Annotated in this window: 12 protein-coding genes, 1 pseudogene and 1 riboswitch; of the genes and pseudogenes, 11 read left to right on the top strand and 2 right to left on the bottom strand. The window is 69.2% G+C overall.

Going from position 1 to position 15260, the window contains the following annotated elements; all coding sequences use genetic code 11:
* The first annotated feature begins 45 nt into the window (after positions 1-45).
* On the top strand, positions 46-1221 hold the full coding sequence (locus D7I43_RS30125) for a glycoside hydrolase family 3 N-terminal domain-containing protein (protein ID WP_240033264.1): 1176 nt from the start codon (positions 46-48) through the stop codon (positions 1219-1221).
* A gap of 100 nt (positions 1222-1321) precedes the next feature.
* On the opposite strand, the gene D7I43_RS30120 is transcribed toward D7I43_RS30125, so the two are convergent.
* The gene (locus D7I43_RS30120) at positions 1322-2341 is read right to left on the bottom strand and encodes a coiled-coil domain-containing protein (protein ID WP_120331972.1); all 1020 of its coding nucleotides are present in this window, start codon (positions 2339-2341) and stop codon (positions 1322-1324) included.
* A gap of 4 nt (positions 2342-2345) precedes the next feature.
* Positions 2346-2476, bottom strand: a riboswitch (cyclic di-AMP (ydaO/yuaA leader).
* Positions 2477-3020: 544 nt separating this feature from the next.
* On the opposite strand from D7I43_RS30120, the gene D7I43_RS30115 reads away from it, so the two are divergent.
* The 9 genes from D7I43_RS30115 (at position 3021) to D7I43_RS30070 (ending at position 12811) form a co-directional block, all read left to right on the top strand.
* Positions 3021-3344: an NADH-quinone oxidoreductase subunit A gene (locus D7I43_RS30115; protein ID WP_204985317.1), complete on the top strand. Its 324-nt coding sequence runs from the start codon at positions 3021-3023 to the stop codon at positions 3342-3344.
* A 185-nt stretch (positions 3345-3529) separates the two neighbouring features.
* Complete coding sequence (locus D7I43_RS32575; protein WP_147427328.1) at positions 3530-4900, top strand: hypothetical protein; 1371 nt, start codon at positions 3530-3532, stop codon at positions 4898-4900.
* 7 nt (positions 4901-4907) lie between these two features.
* Positions 4908-5834, top strand: a complete 927-nt coding sequence (locus D7I43_RS30100) for a complex I subunit 1 family protein (protein ID WP_204985316.1) — start codon at positions 4908-4910, stop codon at positions 5832-5834.
* A gap of 2 nt (positions 5835-5836) precedes the next feature.
* Positions 5837-6400, top strand: a complete 564-nt coding sequence (locus D7I43_RS30095) for an NADH-quinone oxidoreductase subunit J (protein WP_120331967.1) — start codon at positions 5837-5839, stop codon at positions 6398-6400.
* Positions 6397-6699 carry an NADH-quinone oxidoreductase subunit NuoK gene (locus tag D7I43_RS30090; protein WP_120331966.1) on the top strand — a complete coding sequence of 101 codons (303 nt, stop codon included), beginning with the start codon at positions 6397-6399 and terminating at the stop codon, positions 6697-6699. Before D7I43_RS30095 ends, D7I43_RS30090 begins: the two co-directional genes overlap by 4 nt.
* Positions 6696-8636 carry a proton-conducting transporter transmembrane domain-containing protein gene (locus D7I43_RS30085; protein ID WP_120331965.1) on the top strand — a complete coding sequence of 647 codons (1941 nt, stop codon included), beginning with the start codon at positions 6696-6698 and terminating at the stop codon, positions 8634-8636. The genes D7I43_RS30090 and D7I43_RS30085 overlap by 4 nt, the downstream gene beginning before the upstream one ends.
* 4 nt (positions 8637-8640) lie before the next feature.
* Positions 8641-10131 carry a complex I subunit 4 family protein gene (locus D7I43_RS30080; protein ID WP_120331964.1) on the top strand — a complete coding sequence of 497 codons (1491 nt, stop codon included), beginning with the start codon at positions 8641-8643 and terminating at the stop codon, positions 10129-10131.
* 16 nt (positions 10132-10147) lie between these two features.
* The gene (locus D7I43_RS30075; protein WP_120331963.1) at positions 10148-11563 is read left to right on the top strand and encodes an NADH-quinone oxidoreductase subunit N; all 1416 of its coding nucleotides are present in this window, start codon (positions 10148-10150) and stop codon (positions 11561-11563) included.
* A 354-nt stretch (positions 11564-11917) separates the two neighbouring features.
* Positions 11918-12811 carry a peptidase M23 gene (locus D7I43_RS30070; protein ID WP_120331962.1) on the top strand — a complete coding sequence of 298 codons (894 nt, stop codon included), beginning with the start codon at positions 11918-11920 and terminating at the stop codon, positions 12809-12811.
* A 147-nt stretch (positions 12812-12958) separates the two neighbouring features.
* Here D7I43_RS30070 and D7I43_RS30060 read toward each other — a convergent pair whose 3' ends face one another.
* Positions 12959-14539, bottom strand: coding sequence for a multicopper oxidase family protein (locus D7I43_RS30060; RefSeq protein ID WP_120331960.1), 1581 nt, complete (start codon positions 14537-14539; stop codon positions 12959-12961).
* Between the two features lie 447 nt (positions 14540-14986).
* Between D7I43_RS30060 and D7I43_RS33875 the strand changes: the two are divergent.
* Positions 14987-15260: pseudogene (locus tag D7I43_RS33875) on the top strand (heavy metal translocating P-type ATPase); the annotation flags it as partial.

Genomic DNA, 15260 nt, shown 5'->3' with positions numbered 1-15260 from the left:
GACGTTCGTTCATCACCCCAAACGGCTGGTCAATAGTGTGCGGGCGTGAACAGGAATCTTCCTCGCCGCTCGCTGCTGGCGGGTGTCGGCACGGCCACCGTCGCCTCGCTGACCGCCTGCCAGGCGGGCCGGGCCACCGCGCCGACGGCGAAGCCGACCACGGGCACCGCTCGGCCCACCGCCGGGCAGCCGGATGAGGCCGCACTCCGGCGGAAGATCGCCAGTCTGCTCGTGGTGGGCTTCCGCGGTGACCGCGTGAACCGCAACGACTGGATTGTTGGAGCGATCGGGGCCGGCCTCGGCGGGGTGATCCTCTTCGACCGCGACCTGGAGACGAAGTCCGAGCGCAACATCCGGTCCCCGCAGCAGGTCACGGCGCTCATCAAGGACCTGAAGGACGCCTCATCGGGTCGGCTCATCGTGTCGATCGATCAGGAAGGGGGCCGGACCGCTCGACTCAACCCGAGCAATGGCTTCCCGTCCACGAGGTCGGAAGCCGAGATCGGGGCGGAGAACTCTCCGTCGGCAACACGCCAGTGGGCTCGCGGCCTGGTCGCCAGTCTTTCGCAGGTCGGAGTCAACCTCAACTACGCACCCGTCGTGGACCTGAACATCAATCCGGAAAGCCGGGCGATCGGAGCACTGGACCGTAGCTTCTCCGCTGATCCGGATGTCGTGGTCAGCAACGCCACTGAGGAGATCCAGACGCACCGCGCTGCCGGCGTCAAGACCTCACTCAAACACTTCCCCGGCATCGGCAGCGCCGCCGGCAACACCGACTTCGAGGTCGTCGACGTCACCACCACCTGGCGACCAGTCGAGCTGGAACCGTTCCGGCGACTGATCCAGACGAACCGAGCGGACTCGGTCTTGGCCGCCCACGTACTCAACAAAAGGTTGGACCCGAACCACCCCGCGTCGCTATCGCCCGCGGTGATCACGGATCTGCTTCGCGGTGAACTCGGCTGGAAGGGGCCCGTGGCCAGCGATGACATGCAGGCGGTTGCCATCACCCGACGCTACGGCGCCACGGAGGCGGTCCACCTGGCCTTGCGGGCGGGTGTCGACTTGCTTGTCTTCGCCAACCAACAGGTGTACGACCCGCAGATCTTCGACAAGACGCTCGACGCGGTGGTCGAGTTGGTCCGTCGCGGGCAGCTGACTGAGGCACGCATCGACGAGTCTGTTTCCCGTGTCGACGCCCTGCGTCCGAAGCGCTGACCGTAACGTCGGCGGGGGCACCAACCGCGCCGCGGTTGGTGCCCCCGCTGAAGCCAGCGATGGCGATCACCAGGCGTGTGAGGGCTTGCGGTCACAGCTGCTAGAGCAGCGACACGTGCACGTGGTCGGTGTGGTTTGAGGGTCCGCTGTAGGACTTCCAGCCCGTGGCAGGGAACCAGATTTGGCGGTTCCAAATGACGTAGTAGATGCCCAGCCGGTCCGCGTTGCGCAGGAGGAACGCGGCGAGGTTGTTGCCGTACATCCGTGTGTCGTTGTTGTACCAGGGGCGGAAACCGCTCCTTTGCAGGGACCAGTCGCAAGCCCTGCCCTTGGGGTGCTCCCATGGTCCTCCGGGGCGGTAGCAGCCAACGAACCGGTTGAATCCCGCTCGCTTGACCTCCTTGTACATGTGCAGGGTCCGTGGAGTGATGCACCCAGATGTGGTCGGGTCATTCTCCGAGCACGACTCAGGTCGCCAGTCTCCGTCGGCCGTGCGCCCAGGAGCGATCCGAGCCACTGGCGATGTCGCGGACACCAAGCCCCCCGTGAAACCCTGACCTCCGACCAGCGCGAGGTCCTTCTCCGCCTCGCGCTTCTGCCGGGCCATGTCGTTGGTGAGCTTCTGCTGCTTGCGCACTTCAGCGTCGAGCGCCATCTTGGCCTGCTCGGCCCGCTTTTTGATCGCCGTCACCTCGGTCAACCGCGCGGCGTTGATCATGTTCAGCTCGTCGAGAGCCGCGGCGCGCTTGACGAACGAGTCGGGGGTGTTGCTGTCGAGGAGCATGGCAATCGCACCGACACGGCCGGTCCGATAGGACTGCGCGGCGATCTGCGTGACCTGCGGTTCCAGGGCGTCCAGTTCGGCCTGCGCCCGCTGCACCTGCATCTCGAGCTCGAGTTGGCGTTTCCGAGACTTTGCCAGGTTGGCCTTGGCCTTGCTGTAGGCGCGGTTGCGTGCCTCGATGACGTCGCCGAGGAGTTTTGGTTCGTCGTCCTCCTCGTGGCCTGAAGGGGTGGGTGTTGAGGGGGCGGCATTCGCTGGTGCGGGTCCGACGAGGATCGTCAGGGCGGCGAGTGCGGCCACCACGGGTGTCAACCAGCGGCGTAGGGGTGCCGTCACAGTGTTCCCTTCCGTCGACCGCCGACCGGGTTAGCTGACGGGTTCGGGGCGGAAGTGGCCCCTACCGCTGGCGCGGATTCACCCCACGTACCTGGGTTCCCGGCTCGCCGGGTGGCGATTGGGCGGTGGCACCGCAGGCGCCGCGGTGCGCCTCCGGCGGTAACCGGCAGTGAGGCTATCGCACCGCGCCCCTGCCGATCTAGGGGCAAAAGCGGTTGAATACGGTCAATTAGTGGTGACACTCTGTATCCGGCTGGCCGTGATGTCTCCACCTCGGCCCGGGCCGTCTCCTTGTCGAGGTCCTTCGATGACGTCGAGGCGCACCCCGGGAATCAGTCCACGCGGAAACTCGTGTCCCGCCGTTCGGCTCGCCTCACCGCCACCCCAGGGTGCCTCTCTTACTATCAAGTGATAGTAGAAGAAGGGGTGGAAGCCCCTCACGGGGGCCAAGGGCAGGGGGATCGATGCTGCACCTGCCGTTCCCGAAGACCGGCAAACGGCTGGCGACATGTGTGCGCGGACGGTGGATCCTTGCCGAGGTCTGCCCGTAAGCCAGCGGCGCGGCGGAAGGATTCGAGACGACGGCAAGGGGCAGCAAGACCAAGACCAGCTGGCGCTGGAGCAACCAGGCGTCTCTGGCGTGGAGACAGGAGCGGGGATGTACGCGGGCGCCGTGAGTATGGCTCTGGTAGCTGCGCTGGCCGTGGCAGGGCTGTACCTGGCTCATCGCGCTGTCGCAGTCGCACCGGCGCCGCTGAACAGCCTGCCATTCCAGTCCGGCTGGGCCCCCGAACAACATGCCCTGTCGCGCTACCACGTGCGGTGGTACCTGGCGACCCTGCTCTTTCTCGCGTTCGACGTGGAGATGCTGTTCATGTACCCGTGGGCGGTCGTGGTCGCCCAGCTCGGGATCACCGCCATCGTGGAGATGTTCATCTTCCTCGGCGGCGTCTTCACTGCCGTGCTGTGGGCGTGGCGCGAAGGGGCGCTGCGATGGGTGTGAGCAGCACGTGGGACTTCCTCGTGGCCCGCCACGCGCACGTGCTCCTGGTGGAAGCACCAGGACAGTGGCTCACCCGAGCCACGGTCGAACGCCACCTCCTGAGCCGAGGATGGGTCGTGGCGCAGTCCCCGGCGGACGCCGATGTCCTGGCAGTCTGTGGCGTACCAGGACCGGAGCTGTCCGAGGTGACGCAGCGCCTGTGGAACGAGCTTCCCGGACCGCGGGCCCGTGTCGATATCGACTCCCCGCAGACCGCCGGTCAGGCGCTCGACACGGCCGTGGCCATCCTGCGCGACAGCGACCGGCAGCAAACAGACAGCCGTACCCGCCCAGACCGCCGCGGCGAAGCGCAACTCCACAGAGGCCACGCGGGCGAGGGACACGGTGCGCACGAGCAACACCCAGCTGATGGCACCAGCGAACCGGCCGCCCACCACATGGACCCGGCCGGGCCGCAGGACGCACCACGGCATGCCGGCAACGAACACGGCCCCACTGCCCATCACGGCCACCGCACAGGCCGTGTCCCATCAACGGACTCACCGCACCCGCAGCATCACCGGACAACGGACCGACCCAGGCAGGAACCCACCGAGCAGCAGAGCGCGGGCACCGGCCACGGGAACCCCGGTACCGGCGCGCATGTGAATCACGACGCGGCCGGCCACGGCGGCAACCACCAACAGCATGGCGGCCACCGCAGCACGGGTCATGACGAGGGCCACGACACCTCACAGCATCATGGCAACCACGGCATGGAACACCGTCACGACGCCCACGAGACCACGCACGGCACCGACCACTACATGACGAACGCTGGCACGAGGGGTGGCGGACACGCCGGGCACGCCGGCATGGGACACGGCGCCATGAACATGGCTCCAGCCGGAATCCCACTCGCCATCGGCGGCGAGGACCGCGATGGCCTGGAGCTGGACGCCCTGCACGTCCGGCTAGGCCCCGTGCTCGCCCACTGGCCCGCCGGTCTGGTCCTACGCTGCACCCTTCAGGGCGACGTCATCCTCGACGCGGACGCCAGCCTCATTGACGCCGACCAGCCCGTTGCCGAGGACGACGGGAGGGGAAGCACCCGACCCCTGTTCGCGGCCCGGCGGTGCGACAACGCCGCCGGCCTGCTGGAACTAGCGGGTTTCAACGACATCGCCTCCCACGCCCGCCGCCTCCGCGACGCCCTACTGAACGGCGACGCTCACACCGGGCCGCAGCTCGATCGGCTGGCACGAATGGCGCGCCGCTCGTGGCTGCTGCGATGGTCCCTGCGACGACTCGGCCCGGTCACGGACCAGGACGTGGCGCGGTGGCACCTTCCCGACACCCTCCGGGGTGACACCCGTGACCGGCTGCTGGCCATGCTCGACCGCGCCGCCCAGGCACTAGCCGGGAGGAACGGCCACCTGGTGGCCGAGCAGCCGAGGGTGCCCATTGACGCGGTCGCCGAGCTCGTGCGGGGGTGGGACCTCGCCGCGGCGCGGCTCATCGTCGCCAGTCTCGACCTCGATATGTGGACAGCGGACCGTGCGGTGAGCCGTGTCTGATCCGTCCGTGACGGTCGTACCCCCGCCGTGGGCGCTGGCCGCGGCCGGCCTCCTAGGTCTGCTCACGCTCGGCGCCGCGGTACTCGACGGTGTCCTGTCCGCCCGGGCCGCCGGCACACACGTCCGCACCGGCCTGACGCGCCCCATCGGCGAGATCGCCCGTCTGATGCGGCAGCGGCGCCGCGTCACCGTCGCCGCGGACACCCTGCTCTGGCGAATTGGCGGCGCCGGGCTGCTGGTGATGGCACTGATGATCATCACGGTGGTGCCGCTCGGGAAGTGGACCCTGTTCGACCTGGACGTCGGGGTGGTGTGGTTCAACGCCATGGACGTCCTGGCCTGGGCGTTCGTGTGGCTGACCGGTTGGGGCGCCAACTCGGCGCACTCACTGGTCGGCGGCTACCGCTTCCTCGCCCACGGACTCGCCTACGAGCTGCCGCTGATGTTCGCGCTGGTAGCACCGGCGGTCGCCGCTTCCAGCCTGAACGTCGCCACCATCGCCGCCGCCCAGCAAAACCTGTGGTTCGCGGTGTGGATGCCGGTGGCCTTCCTCGTCTACTGCATGGGCGTGCTGGCGATCGCGGTCTGGGGACCCTTCTCCCCGGCGCTGGCACCTGACACGGCCGGCGGGGTGACCGCAGAGCTGTCGGGCCTCGACCGGCTGCTGTTCCTCGGCGGCCGGTACGCCCTCCTGGTCGCCGGCGCGGCCTTCGCGGTGCCGATGTTTCTCGGTGGCGGCTCCGGCCCGCTGCTCCCCGCCTGGATGTGGGTGCTGGTCAAGACCCTCGCCCTGCTCACCGCGTTCATCTGGCTACGCCGCCGCCTCCCCGCGGTGCGGCCGGACCTGTTCATGGAGGTCGGCTGGGTGGTGTTACTGCCCGCCGTGCTGCTGCAGGACCTCCTCGTCGCCGGCATCGCCCTCGGGAGAAGCTGACCGTGATCACCCATGTGGCCTTCTGGATCCTCGCCATCGGCGCGGCCCTCACCGGCGCGGCCGTTTTCATCGTGAATTCCATGGCCCGCGCCAGCTACGCCCTCGCCGTCTCCTTCATCTGCGTCGGCCTGCAGGTCCTGCTCCTGCAGCAGAACTACGTCGGCGTGGTGACCATTCTGATGATGGTCATGGAGATGGCCGTCATGGCCGTCTACATGGTCATGTTCATGGGCATGAATCCGGCGTTGATGCCGATGAGCATGGTCCACGACAAGCGGCACGCCCTGGCGGTGTCCATCGGTGTGTTCCTCCTGCTGGCTGCCGGGGCGCTCCTCACGCCCTGGCCCGCGCGTCGCGGCACCCCACCCGCCGACGTCACCGCCGCCCTGGGCGAGGAGCTGATGGAACCAAAGATGCTGGTCATGGCAGCTGTTGGCGTGGTCATGGCAGCCACCATCGTCGCCGGCGTCGTGCTGGCCGCCCACCGGACCCGCTACGACCGGTTCGGCGATGATCTGCGCCGACGGCCCGCACGTGACCCGCAGCCGGGAGGTGTGGGGCGGTGATCCTGCAGACCGTGCTGCTCGTGGCCGCGGCCCTGTTCAGCGTCGGCCTCTACGGCGCTCTCTCCCAGCAGGTGGTGGTCATGGTCATGATGGGGCTCGAGCTGATGCTCAACGGCCTGATCCTCGCCGCCGCCGGCTTCTGGTGGTTCCTCTCGCCGGACCCGTCGGGACAGGTCCTGTTGCTGGTCATCATCGCGGCGATGACCGTGGAAATGGCGATGGGATTCGCCGTGGCAACCGCGCTACACCGGGTACGGCGCGCGGACATGACCGACATGGCCGCGGACCTGTCCCGATGAACGCGCTCGGGCAGGCGGCGCTGTGGTCGCTGGTCGTCGTGCCAGCCGTGGCGGGTGCGCTGCTGGCCCTGGCCAGGCGAGCGGAGCGCATGGCCGTTCCGGCGTCGCTCGCCGTCGCCACCGTGTCGGTGGTGCTGTCGGTGGTAGCCGCAGCCGCGCGGCCGAGCGTGTCGGTGCCGTTCCTGGCCGGTGCCCGGTTCGGACTCACGGTCGATGGGCTCGCCGCCGTGGTGCTGCCAATGCTGACGGTGGTCACCCTGCTCGTGCTGCTCGCCGCAGCGGGCGAGGTTCACCATTCCCGGGCCCGGTTCCACGGACTGATGCTGCTGTTCGCCGCCGCCGTGGCGCTTACCGCCACCGCGGCCACGCTACCCACGCTGCTGTTCGCCTGGGAGATCATGGGAGCCGCTTCCTATGCGCTGATCGGCTTTTGGTGGCGAGACGACGACCGAGTGTCGGCCGGTCTGACCGCGTTCCTTACCACTCGCGGCGCCGATTTGGGCCTCTACGTCGCCACGGGCGCGGCCCTCGCGGGCGGTGCCGGCCTGGCCCTGGTTGACCTACCGGCCACCAGCGCTGGCTGGCGGCACCTGGTCGCCGCAGGGATCATCGTGGCGGCGCTGGGTAAGGCCGCGCAGTTGCCCGTGTCGTTCTGGCTGTCCCGGGCGATGGCCGGCCCAAGCTCGGTCAGCGCCCTGCTGCACTCAGCTGCGATGGTGGCCATGGGCGGCTACCTCCTGCTGCGGGTACAGCCGCTGCTCGCGGCGACCAGCTGGGCGGGCCCGGCCACGATGTGGGTGGGCGCAGTGACCGCGCTACTGCTGGGCGCGGTCGCACTGGCCCAGCATGACCTCAAACAACTCCTCGCCGCCTCCACGTCGGCCCAGCTCGGATTCGTGGTCCTGGCCGCCGGTGCCGGAGCGGTCACAGGCGGTGTCGCGCACTTGGTCGCGCACGCCGCCACCAAGGCGCTGCTGTTCCTCGCCGCCGGCGCCTGGCTGACCGCGCTGGGCACGAAGCAACTCGCCGGCCTACGTGGAGTCGTCGCACGCTGGCGACTGGTCGGTTGGTCGGCGAGCGTCGGCGCACTAGCGCTGGCCGGGATCCCGCCGCTGTCGCTGTGGGCGACCAAGGACGTCATCCTCACCCAGGCCCTCGACCAGTCGCCGTGGCTCTATGCCGTTGGCCTGGCCGCGTCGGCGCTCTCCGCGGCCTACGCGGGCAAGGTACTCGTGATCATCTGGCGGCGGGTCCCCGCCAACAAGCAGTCCGACGTCGACGCCCACCGCAACGGGGAGCAGAAAGGCAGCGGCCGGATGAGCCGCCTCGAGCAGGCCCCGCTGGTCCTGCTCGCGGTCGGCGCGGGCTACGCCGGACTGCTGACGCTTCCACCGCTCGGCACCACAGTCGCGGCGGCCGTCGGGCGGCCCGGCGAGGTCCACACATCAGTGCTCGAACTCGCGGTATCGGGGGCGATCGCGCTGGCCGTCGTCGTGACGGTCGCCCGCCGCCCAGTCCCTCAACCGCGGTGGGCGCTGCGCTGGCTGGGGCTGGAGAACGCGGCGCATGTCCTGGTTGTCCGGCCGACGCAGCGCTGCGCCGAGGCGCTGGCCCGCTTCGACGACCGGGTGCTGGACCGGACCGTGACCGGCCTGGCAGGGGTGCTATTGAGGCTGGCCCAGCAGGTCGGGCCGTTTGACGACCGGGTGCTCGACCGGGCGGTGGAGCTGGCCGCGACCAGCACGGTCCACGCCGCCGGTCGGGCGGGCCGGGTCGACGACCGATGGCTCGATGGCGCCGTGGAGGCCTTCGCCGCCGGGATGCGCCGGCTGGGGCAACTCGCGCGACGGCCGCAGAGCGGCCAGCTGCACCAGTACTACCGGCAGGCCGTCGTTGTGCTGGTCATCGGCGTCGTCGTCCTCGTGGTGTGGGGGTGAGCAGATGCTCAGCGTGATCGTCTTCCTGCCCCTGGCCGCCGCAGTCGCGCTTGTCGCCGTGCCACGTTTGGGGGACACCCCCGCACGCTGGGCCTGGGTCGCGGTGAGCGCCGTCGACCTCGCCCTAGTCGCCGTCCTCTGGGTGCGCTACGACACCCCACCGGCAGGCGGACTGGACTCCAGCCAACAGGTCCCCTGGATCCCCGGTGTGAACAGCAGCTACCACGTGGGCGTGGACGGATTGTCGCTACCGCTGGTGGCGATGACCGCAGTGATTTTTCTTGCCTGCGCGGTGTATGCGCTGCGGGAACGTCACCGGCCGCGAGGGCAGGCGGCGCTGTTCCTGTTCCTGCAGAGTGTGAGCCTCGGCGTGTTCGTGGCCGCCGACCTGATCCTGTTCTTCGTCTTCTTCGACCTGTCGATCGTCGGCATGTTCTTCGTCATCGCCGGTTGGGGTCACGGCAACCAGGCCCACTCGGCCCTGAAGTTCTTCCTGTACACCTTCCTCGGCTCGCTCGCACTGCTGGCCGGCTTCATTGGCCTCTACGTCGCGGCCGACCCGCACACCTTCGACATGCCACAGCTCGTCGCCGCCACCCCGCTGGCCGGCCGGCCCCTCGCCGGCGGGCTGGTGCTCGCCGCGATCCTGCTCGGACTGGCGGTCAAGACACCGACGGTGCCGTTCCACACCTGGCTGCCGCCCGCGCACACCGACGCACCCGCCGTCGGCTCCGCTGTCCTTGCCGGGGTGCTGCTGAAAATGGGCACGTACGGTTTCGTTCGCATCGGCATGCCGATGCTGCCGCAGGCGTGGCGCGCGTGGGCCTGGGTGATCATCACCGTCGGAGTCGTGTCGGTCATCTACGGAGCCTTGGTGGCGCTCGCCCAGTCCAACCTCAAGCGCATGGTCGCCTACACGTCGGTCAACCACATGGGCTACATCGTCCTGGCCGTCGGTGTCGCAGGCCTGGCCGCCAATGACACCGCCCAGGCCCGAACCGTGGCGGTCAGCGGCGCGGTCACGCAGATGGTCAGCCACGGACTCATCACCGCCGCGTTGTTCCTGCTCGCCGGCGTCCTGCGCGAGCGCGCCGGTACCTACGACGTGCACGAGTATGGGGGTCTGGCAGCCGCCGCGCCGGCCTTCGCCACTCTCTTCGCCGTTGGGGCCTTCGCATCCCTCGGACTGCCTGCTTTCTCCGGGTTCATCGCCGAATTCCAGATCTTCACCGGCAGCATCGCCGCGGCTCCCGCCACCGCCGTCGCTTTGCTCGGAATCCTGATCACCGCCGCCCTGTTCCTGCGCGCGCTACAACGCGTCTTCACCGGCGAGATCCGCGGCAAGTCGGTCGGCTTCGCCGACCTGCGTGCCGGCGAGCGGTGGTCCATCGGGCCGCTGCTGTTGCTCTCGCTCCTGATCGGCGTCCTGCCGCGCCCCCTGCTCGACGTCATCGAACCTGCCGCGCAAACCGTCATCGGCCTGCTCGGGCGGTGACCAGGTGGAATCGGAGATGATGCGGCCAGGGTTGCTGCTCCCCGAGATGCTGCTCGCCGGCGGCGCCTTCACGACGCTGATCGGGGGCTCCTTCGTTCCCCGCCACCGGCAGTGGCTCATCCGCGCTGTCACCATCGCCGTGCTGGTCGGCGCGATCAGTGCCGCAGCCATACAGCTGCGCCATCCGGCGACGAGCGCCTTCGACGATTCGTTCAGCGTCGACACCGCCACCGGGTTCGCCCGCGTCATCGCCGCCACAGGCACCCTACTCATCCTCGCGATCGCCGCCGACGAAATCTCCGGCAGCCCGCGAGAAAGTGAGACATACGCCCTGCTGCTCTTCTCCACCGCTGGTGCTGTGCTGCTCGCCGGCGCGAACGACCTGCTTGTCCTAGCCGTCGGCTTCCTGCTCGCCAGCATCCCGCTCTACGCGCTGATCGGTCTCGCTACAACCCCCGAGAGCGCCGAGGCGGCCATGAAGACGTATTTGATGGGTGCGCTTTTCGGCATCCTGCTCCTGCTCGGGGTGACGATCCTGTCCGGGCTGGCCGGGACCACCGGATACGCCGAGCTCACCGTGCGGCTGCCCGACGCGTCCCGGTCCGTCGCCACCGTCGCGGTGGTCGCCCTGGTCGCCGGTTTGATGTTCAAGGCCGGCGGTGTACCGGCCCACTTCTGGGTGCCTGACGCCGCCCAGGGCGCGAGCGCCACGGCGGCGACGTTCCTGACCACTGTCCCCAAGATCGGCGCGCTGCTCGCGGTTTATCGGCTCGCCACCGTGCTGCCACCGTCCACCTCCTGGCCGATCGTGGTGGCCGTCATCGCGGCGGTCAGCATGACCCTGGGCAACCTCGCCGCCTACTGGCAGTCCGACCCCCGCCGGCTGCTCGGCTGGTCAACCGTCAGCCAGGTGGGTTTCGTCGTGGTCCCTGTCGTAGCCGTCGACCACAGCGAGCTCGCGCTTCCCTCGCTGCTGCTCTACCTGGCCGGCTACACGGTCACCAACATCGCCGCGTTCGCGGTTAGCGCGGCCCTGCCACAGCACCGCAACCTCACCGACTACCGCGGCCTGGCCTCCCATCACGCGGCGCTTGCCGCGGCCCTGCTGGTAGCGCTGCTAGGCCTCGTCGGCACCCCACCCACCGCGGTGTTCGTCGGGAAGCTCACCACCGCGACCGCCGCCTGGGACGGCGGGTACGCCTGGCTCGCCATCGTGGTCTTCATCAACAGCGTGATCAGCCTCTTCTATTACCTGCGCTGGATCGTCCCGGCCTACCGCGACCCCGCGCCGGCACCGTTCGGCAGTGATCACTCCCCGATGAAGGTGCCGGCAAGGCGGTGGTCGGCGAGGCTCGCGGTGACAGCTGCGGCGCTCAGCCTCGCGGTGGGCGTAGCCGCAGGCTTGGTCTGGGATGCCGCGGCCGGCATCTGAGCAGTAGGAAGCGCTGTGGTGAGCGGCAGGAGAACCGCCGGTGAGCGGCGACCCCGAACCGATGATCAAATGCGGCTACATCCACAGATTGGGCATCTTTCCACCCCCACCCGATGGAGTCCGACATCACCTGGATGGCCGAGTTAGTGGATCATCTTGCGGGGAAGCTTCGCCCGCCCCGTTCATGCCGAACGCTGTCGGCCAATCCATGGAAGGGCGAAATGGCTGGATGGCGAGCATCCGTACGCGCACCGCCGGGCTGATGTGGACAGTCCCATTGCGGAGCCCTGAAGTGTGAGAACCGCCACCCGATCACCCTCGGTGACCATGGTTTCTTATGCCTAGCCTCTGCGGATGCGTAACGACGGCAACCTCGACGACCCACTCGGCCTCGCCGGCCCGGCTGACCGTTCGGACGATTCCCACTCCACCGATCAGCCAGACAGTAGGCCGTGGTCCCGGCTCTCTCTCCGACGGCTGGGTACCCGACTCGGCAGCCTGGGTAACTTCCTCGCTGCCCGACCTGGCCGGGCCCGGATGGCGGCGGCCACCGGCGCTGTCTGCTGTCTCGGCCTGGTGGGCGTCACCCTGATCGCCGCGGACCCCGCCGGCGAGTCATTCACCCCGGACCAACGCGCGGAGATCGCCCAGCGCGCGGAGGCGGACGTCGCCTCCCGTGGCCAGGCGCGTCAGCCCGCCACCGCGGTCACTGAAACCCCCACCCCACAAAGCGCCCCGTCAACGACGCCCGCACCCAAGCCGAAGGCGACGTCGAAATCGGAGCCGAAGCCGAAGCCCAAGCCGAAGCGGATCGTTCCGGTGGCCGGGCTGGACCGGGCCCAGATGGACAACGCCACAATGATCGTGCGCACCGGCCAGGAGATGGGCGTGCCGCGGCGGGCGCTGGTGATCGCGGTGGCCACCGCGATGCAGGAGAGCAACCTCTACAACTACGCCAGCGGTGTGCTGCCCGAGTCGCAGAACTATCCGCACCAGGCCGTCGGCTGGGACCACGACTCCGTCGGCCTCTTCCAGCAGCGCCCGAGCACGGGCTGGGGGAGTGTCCGGGACCTGATGAAGCCCGAGTTCGCCACCCGCCAGTTCCTCACCGCCCTGCTGGAGATCCCCGGCTGGCAGGACCTCCCGTTGACCGTCGCGGCCCAGGCCGTGCAGGTGTCGGCGTTTGGCTGGTTGTACGCCCAGCACGAGTGGCGGGCTACCGAGGTCGTGGACGCAGTCCTCGCCTGACCTTGGGCAGCCGACGCCGCGCTCCTGCGGCCGCCGTGCGAGCGCGGCGTCGGCTCGCCGGTGGCGGCCGGGCCGGTATTGCTTCGCGGTCTCCTTCGCCTCGCCTGCCGGATCTTGCCGACCGTTGACAGACGTTCGCCGCGCGGCTCAGGTCCGGTAGGCGAGTGTGGCCATCATCCCGGTCTCCGCGTGGTAGGCGTTGTGGCAGTGGGTCATCCAACGGCCCGGGTTGTCCGCGTCGAAGTCGACGGTCACAGTCTGGTCGGGAACGACTATCACTGTGTCCTTGCGGGCGCCACCGGCGCCGACAGCGAAGGTGTGCCCGTGCAGGTGCATCGGGTGGAACATGTCGCTGCGGTTGACGAACTCCAGCCGCACCCGCTCGCCCTGCTCGACCGCCAGTGGCTGCGTGTCGGGGAAGACGTCCCCATTGATGGTCCAGCGGTAGGGCATCATCGACCCGCCCAGCTCCAGCCGGTGCACCCGGTCCGGGCGCCGAGCGGCCAGAACCACGCTCTCGGCCGCGCGCAGGGTCGCGGAGTCAAGCACCCGCCGGTCCAGCTCCGCCGGCCGGATCGTCGCCGGTGGCCTCGTGCCCGCGCCGGTCCGCACCAGCGCCAGGCCCTGTCCGCTCTTGCCTTCTGCGGCAGCGACCAGCGGGAATACTCCGTCGCCGAGCTCTACTGTGACGTCGACGCGCTCGCCCATGCCGAGCATCAACGCGTCGGTGGCGACCGGATGGACCGGGAAGCCGTCGGTGTGGGTCACGGTGAGCCGGTGTCCGGCGAGCGCCACCCGGTATGCCGTGTCCGAACCGGCGTTGATGAAACGGATGCGCGCCCGCTCACCGGGGCGGGCCCGAAAGCTCCTCGGCGCCGTCGGCACGCGACCGTTGACGAGATGGTGTGGATAGGAGACGTCGCCGGCGCCGCCGAGTAGGGGAGAGGTCATCATCTCGGTCCCGCCCATATCGCCGTGACCGCCGGCGTCAGCGGTGTCCGTGCCGCCATGGCCGCTCGTGGCAGGCCCTCCGTGGCCAGAGCTGGGGGCGTCCTCCGGGTCGTCCTCGCCGTGGACGCCTTCGTGATGCATGCCCGGCGTGCCGCCGTGCCCGCTCATCTCCCGCAGCGCCGCGAGCACGTCCTCCGGAGTGCGGCCCGTACCGTCGATCCAGTCGTCGATCACCACGATCCACTCGTGGTCGTAGCGGCCGGCCTCGTGCGGGTCGTCCACAATGAGAACCCCATACAGTGCGCGGTCCAGCTGCAGCCCTGAGTGCGGGTGGTAGAAGTACGTGCCCGGGTCGGGCAGGGTGAACTCGTATGTGTATCGGCGACCCGCCCCGATCGGCGGCTGCGTCAGGCCCGGCACCCCGTCCATGTCGTTACGCAGCGCGATGCCGTGCCAGTGCACGCTGGTATCCGCTGGTAGATGGTTGACCAGGTCGACCCGCAGCACGTCGCCGGCCCGGGCGCGAATGAGTGGGCCCGGTAGGTCCTCCGTGTATCCCCAGGTGTGTACCTGCGGTCCGCCGAGGTCGAGGGTGACGGCGCGGGGCCGAAGGGCCATCGTCAGCCGCCTGCCGGCGCCGTCCGGAGCCACGTTGGCGTCTGCCGCGTCCAGCCGCGGACGCAACGCCGGTCCGTCCCAACCGCCACTGGTGGAGACAAGTCCTACCGCGCCCGCGACCGCACCCAGTAACCGGCGGCGGCTGATCGTCGGTCCCATGACTGCTCCTCGCTGAACTCCACCGGCGGCAGGCACACGCCCCTGTCCCCTGGATTTTCTTCGCAAACCAGTCACATGAGGCCGTTTCGCGGACTTGTTGGCACGATCGGGTGCTTCGGAACACACCCTTCTGTCCTGTGACGCCGTGTCGACCCTGCGCGGTCCGCGCCACGGCCCTCCTACCTCTTGGGGGTAGGGGTTTGCCAGATACCCCCTAGGGGTATAGTGTGCTGCGTGGAGGTGGACGGTATGAGTAACGAGCACGCGGCACACGAGAAGGCGATCGGCGTGGGGGAAGCGGCATCGCCGACGCACGCCCACGAGGGCCACGACCATCGGGCACCACACCACGGTCCGGCCCCGGGCGCATCCACGCCACAACCCCGGGCACCGCACCACGACCACGACGGCCACCCCCACCCGGGTGCGGCACACCAGGGTGGGCGGGTCGAGGCTGCCGACGGCCACGACGGGCACCACCACCCAGGCCACGGCGGCCATGCGGGTCACGGGGGACACGGTGGGCATGACAAGCACGCCGGGCATGATCCTGAGCAGTTCCGCCGCAAGTTCTGGCTCAGCCTCGCCCTGACACTGCCGATCGTGGCGACCAGTCACATGGTGATGGACTGGTTCGGTTACTCCCTGGACTTCCCGGGCAGGGGCCTGGTCGGTCCGGTCCTCGGATCGGTGGTCTTCTTCTACGGCGGCTGGCCGTTCC

It is taken from the genome of Micromonospora globbae, from assembly GCF_003610785.1.
Classification (GTDB): domain Bacteria; phylum Actinomycetota; class Actinomycetes; order Mycobacteriales; family Micromonosporaceae; genus Micromonospora; species Micromonospora globbae.
This window is presented reverse-complemented; position numbering and strand designations above follow the sequence as displayed.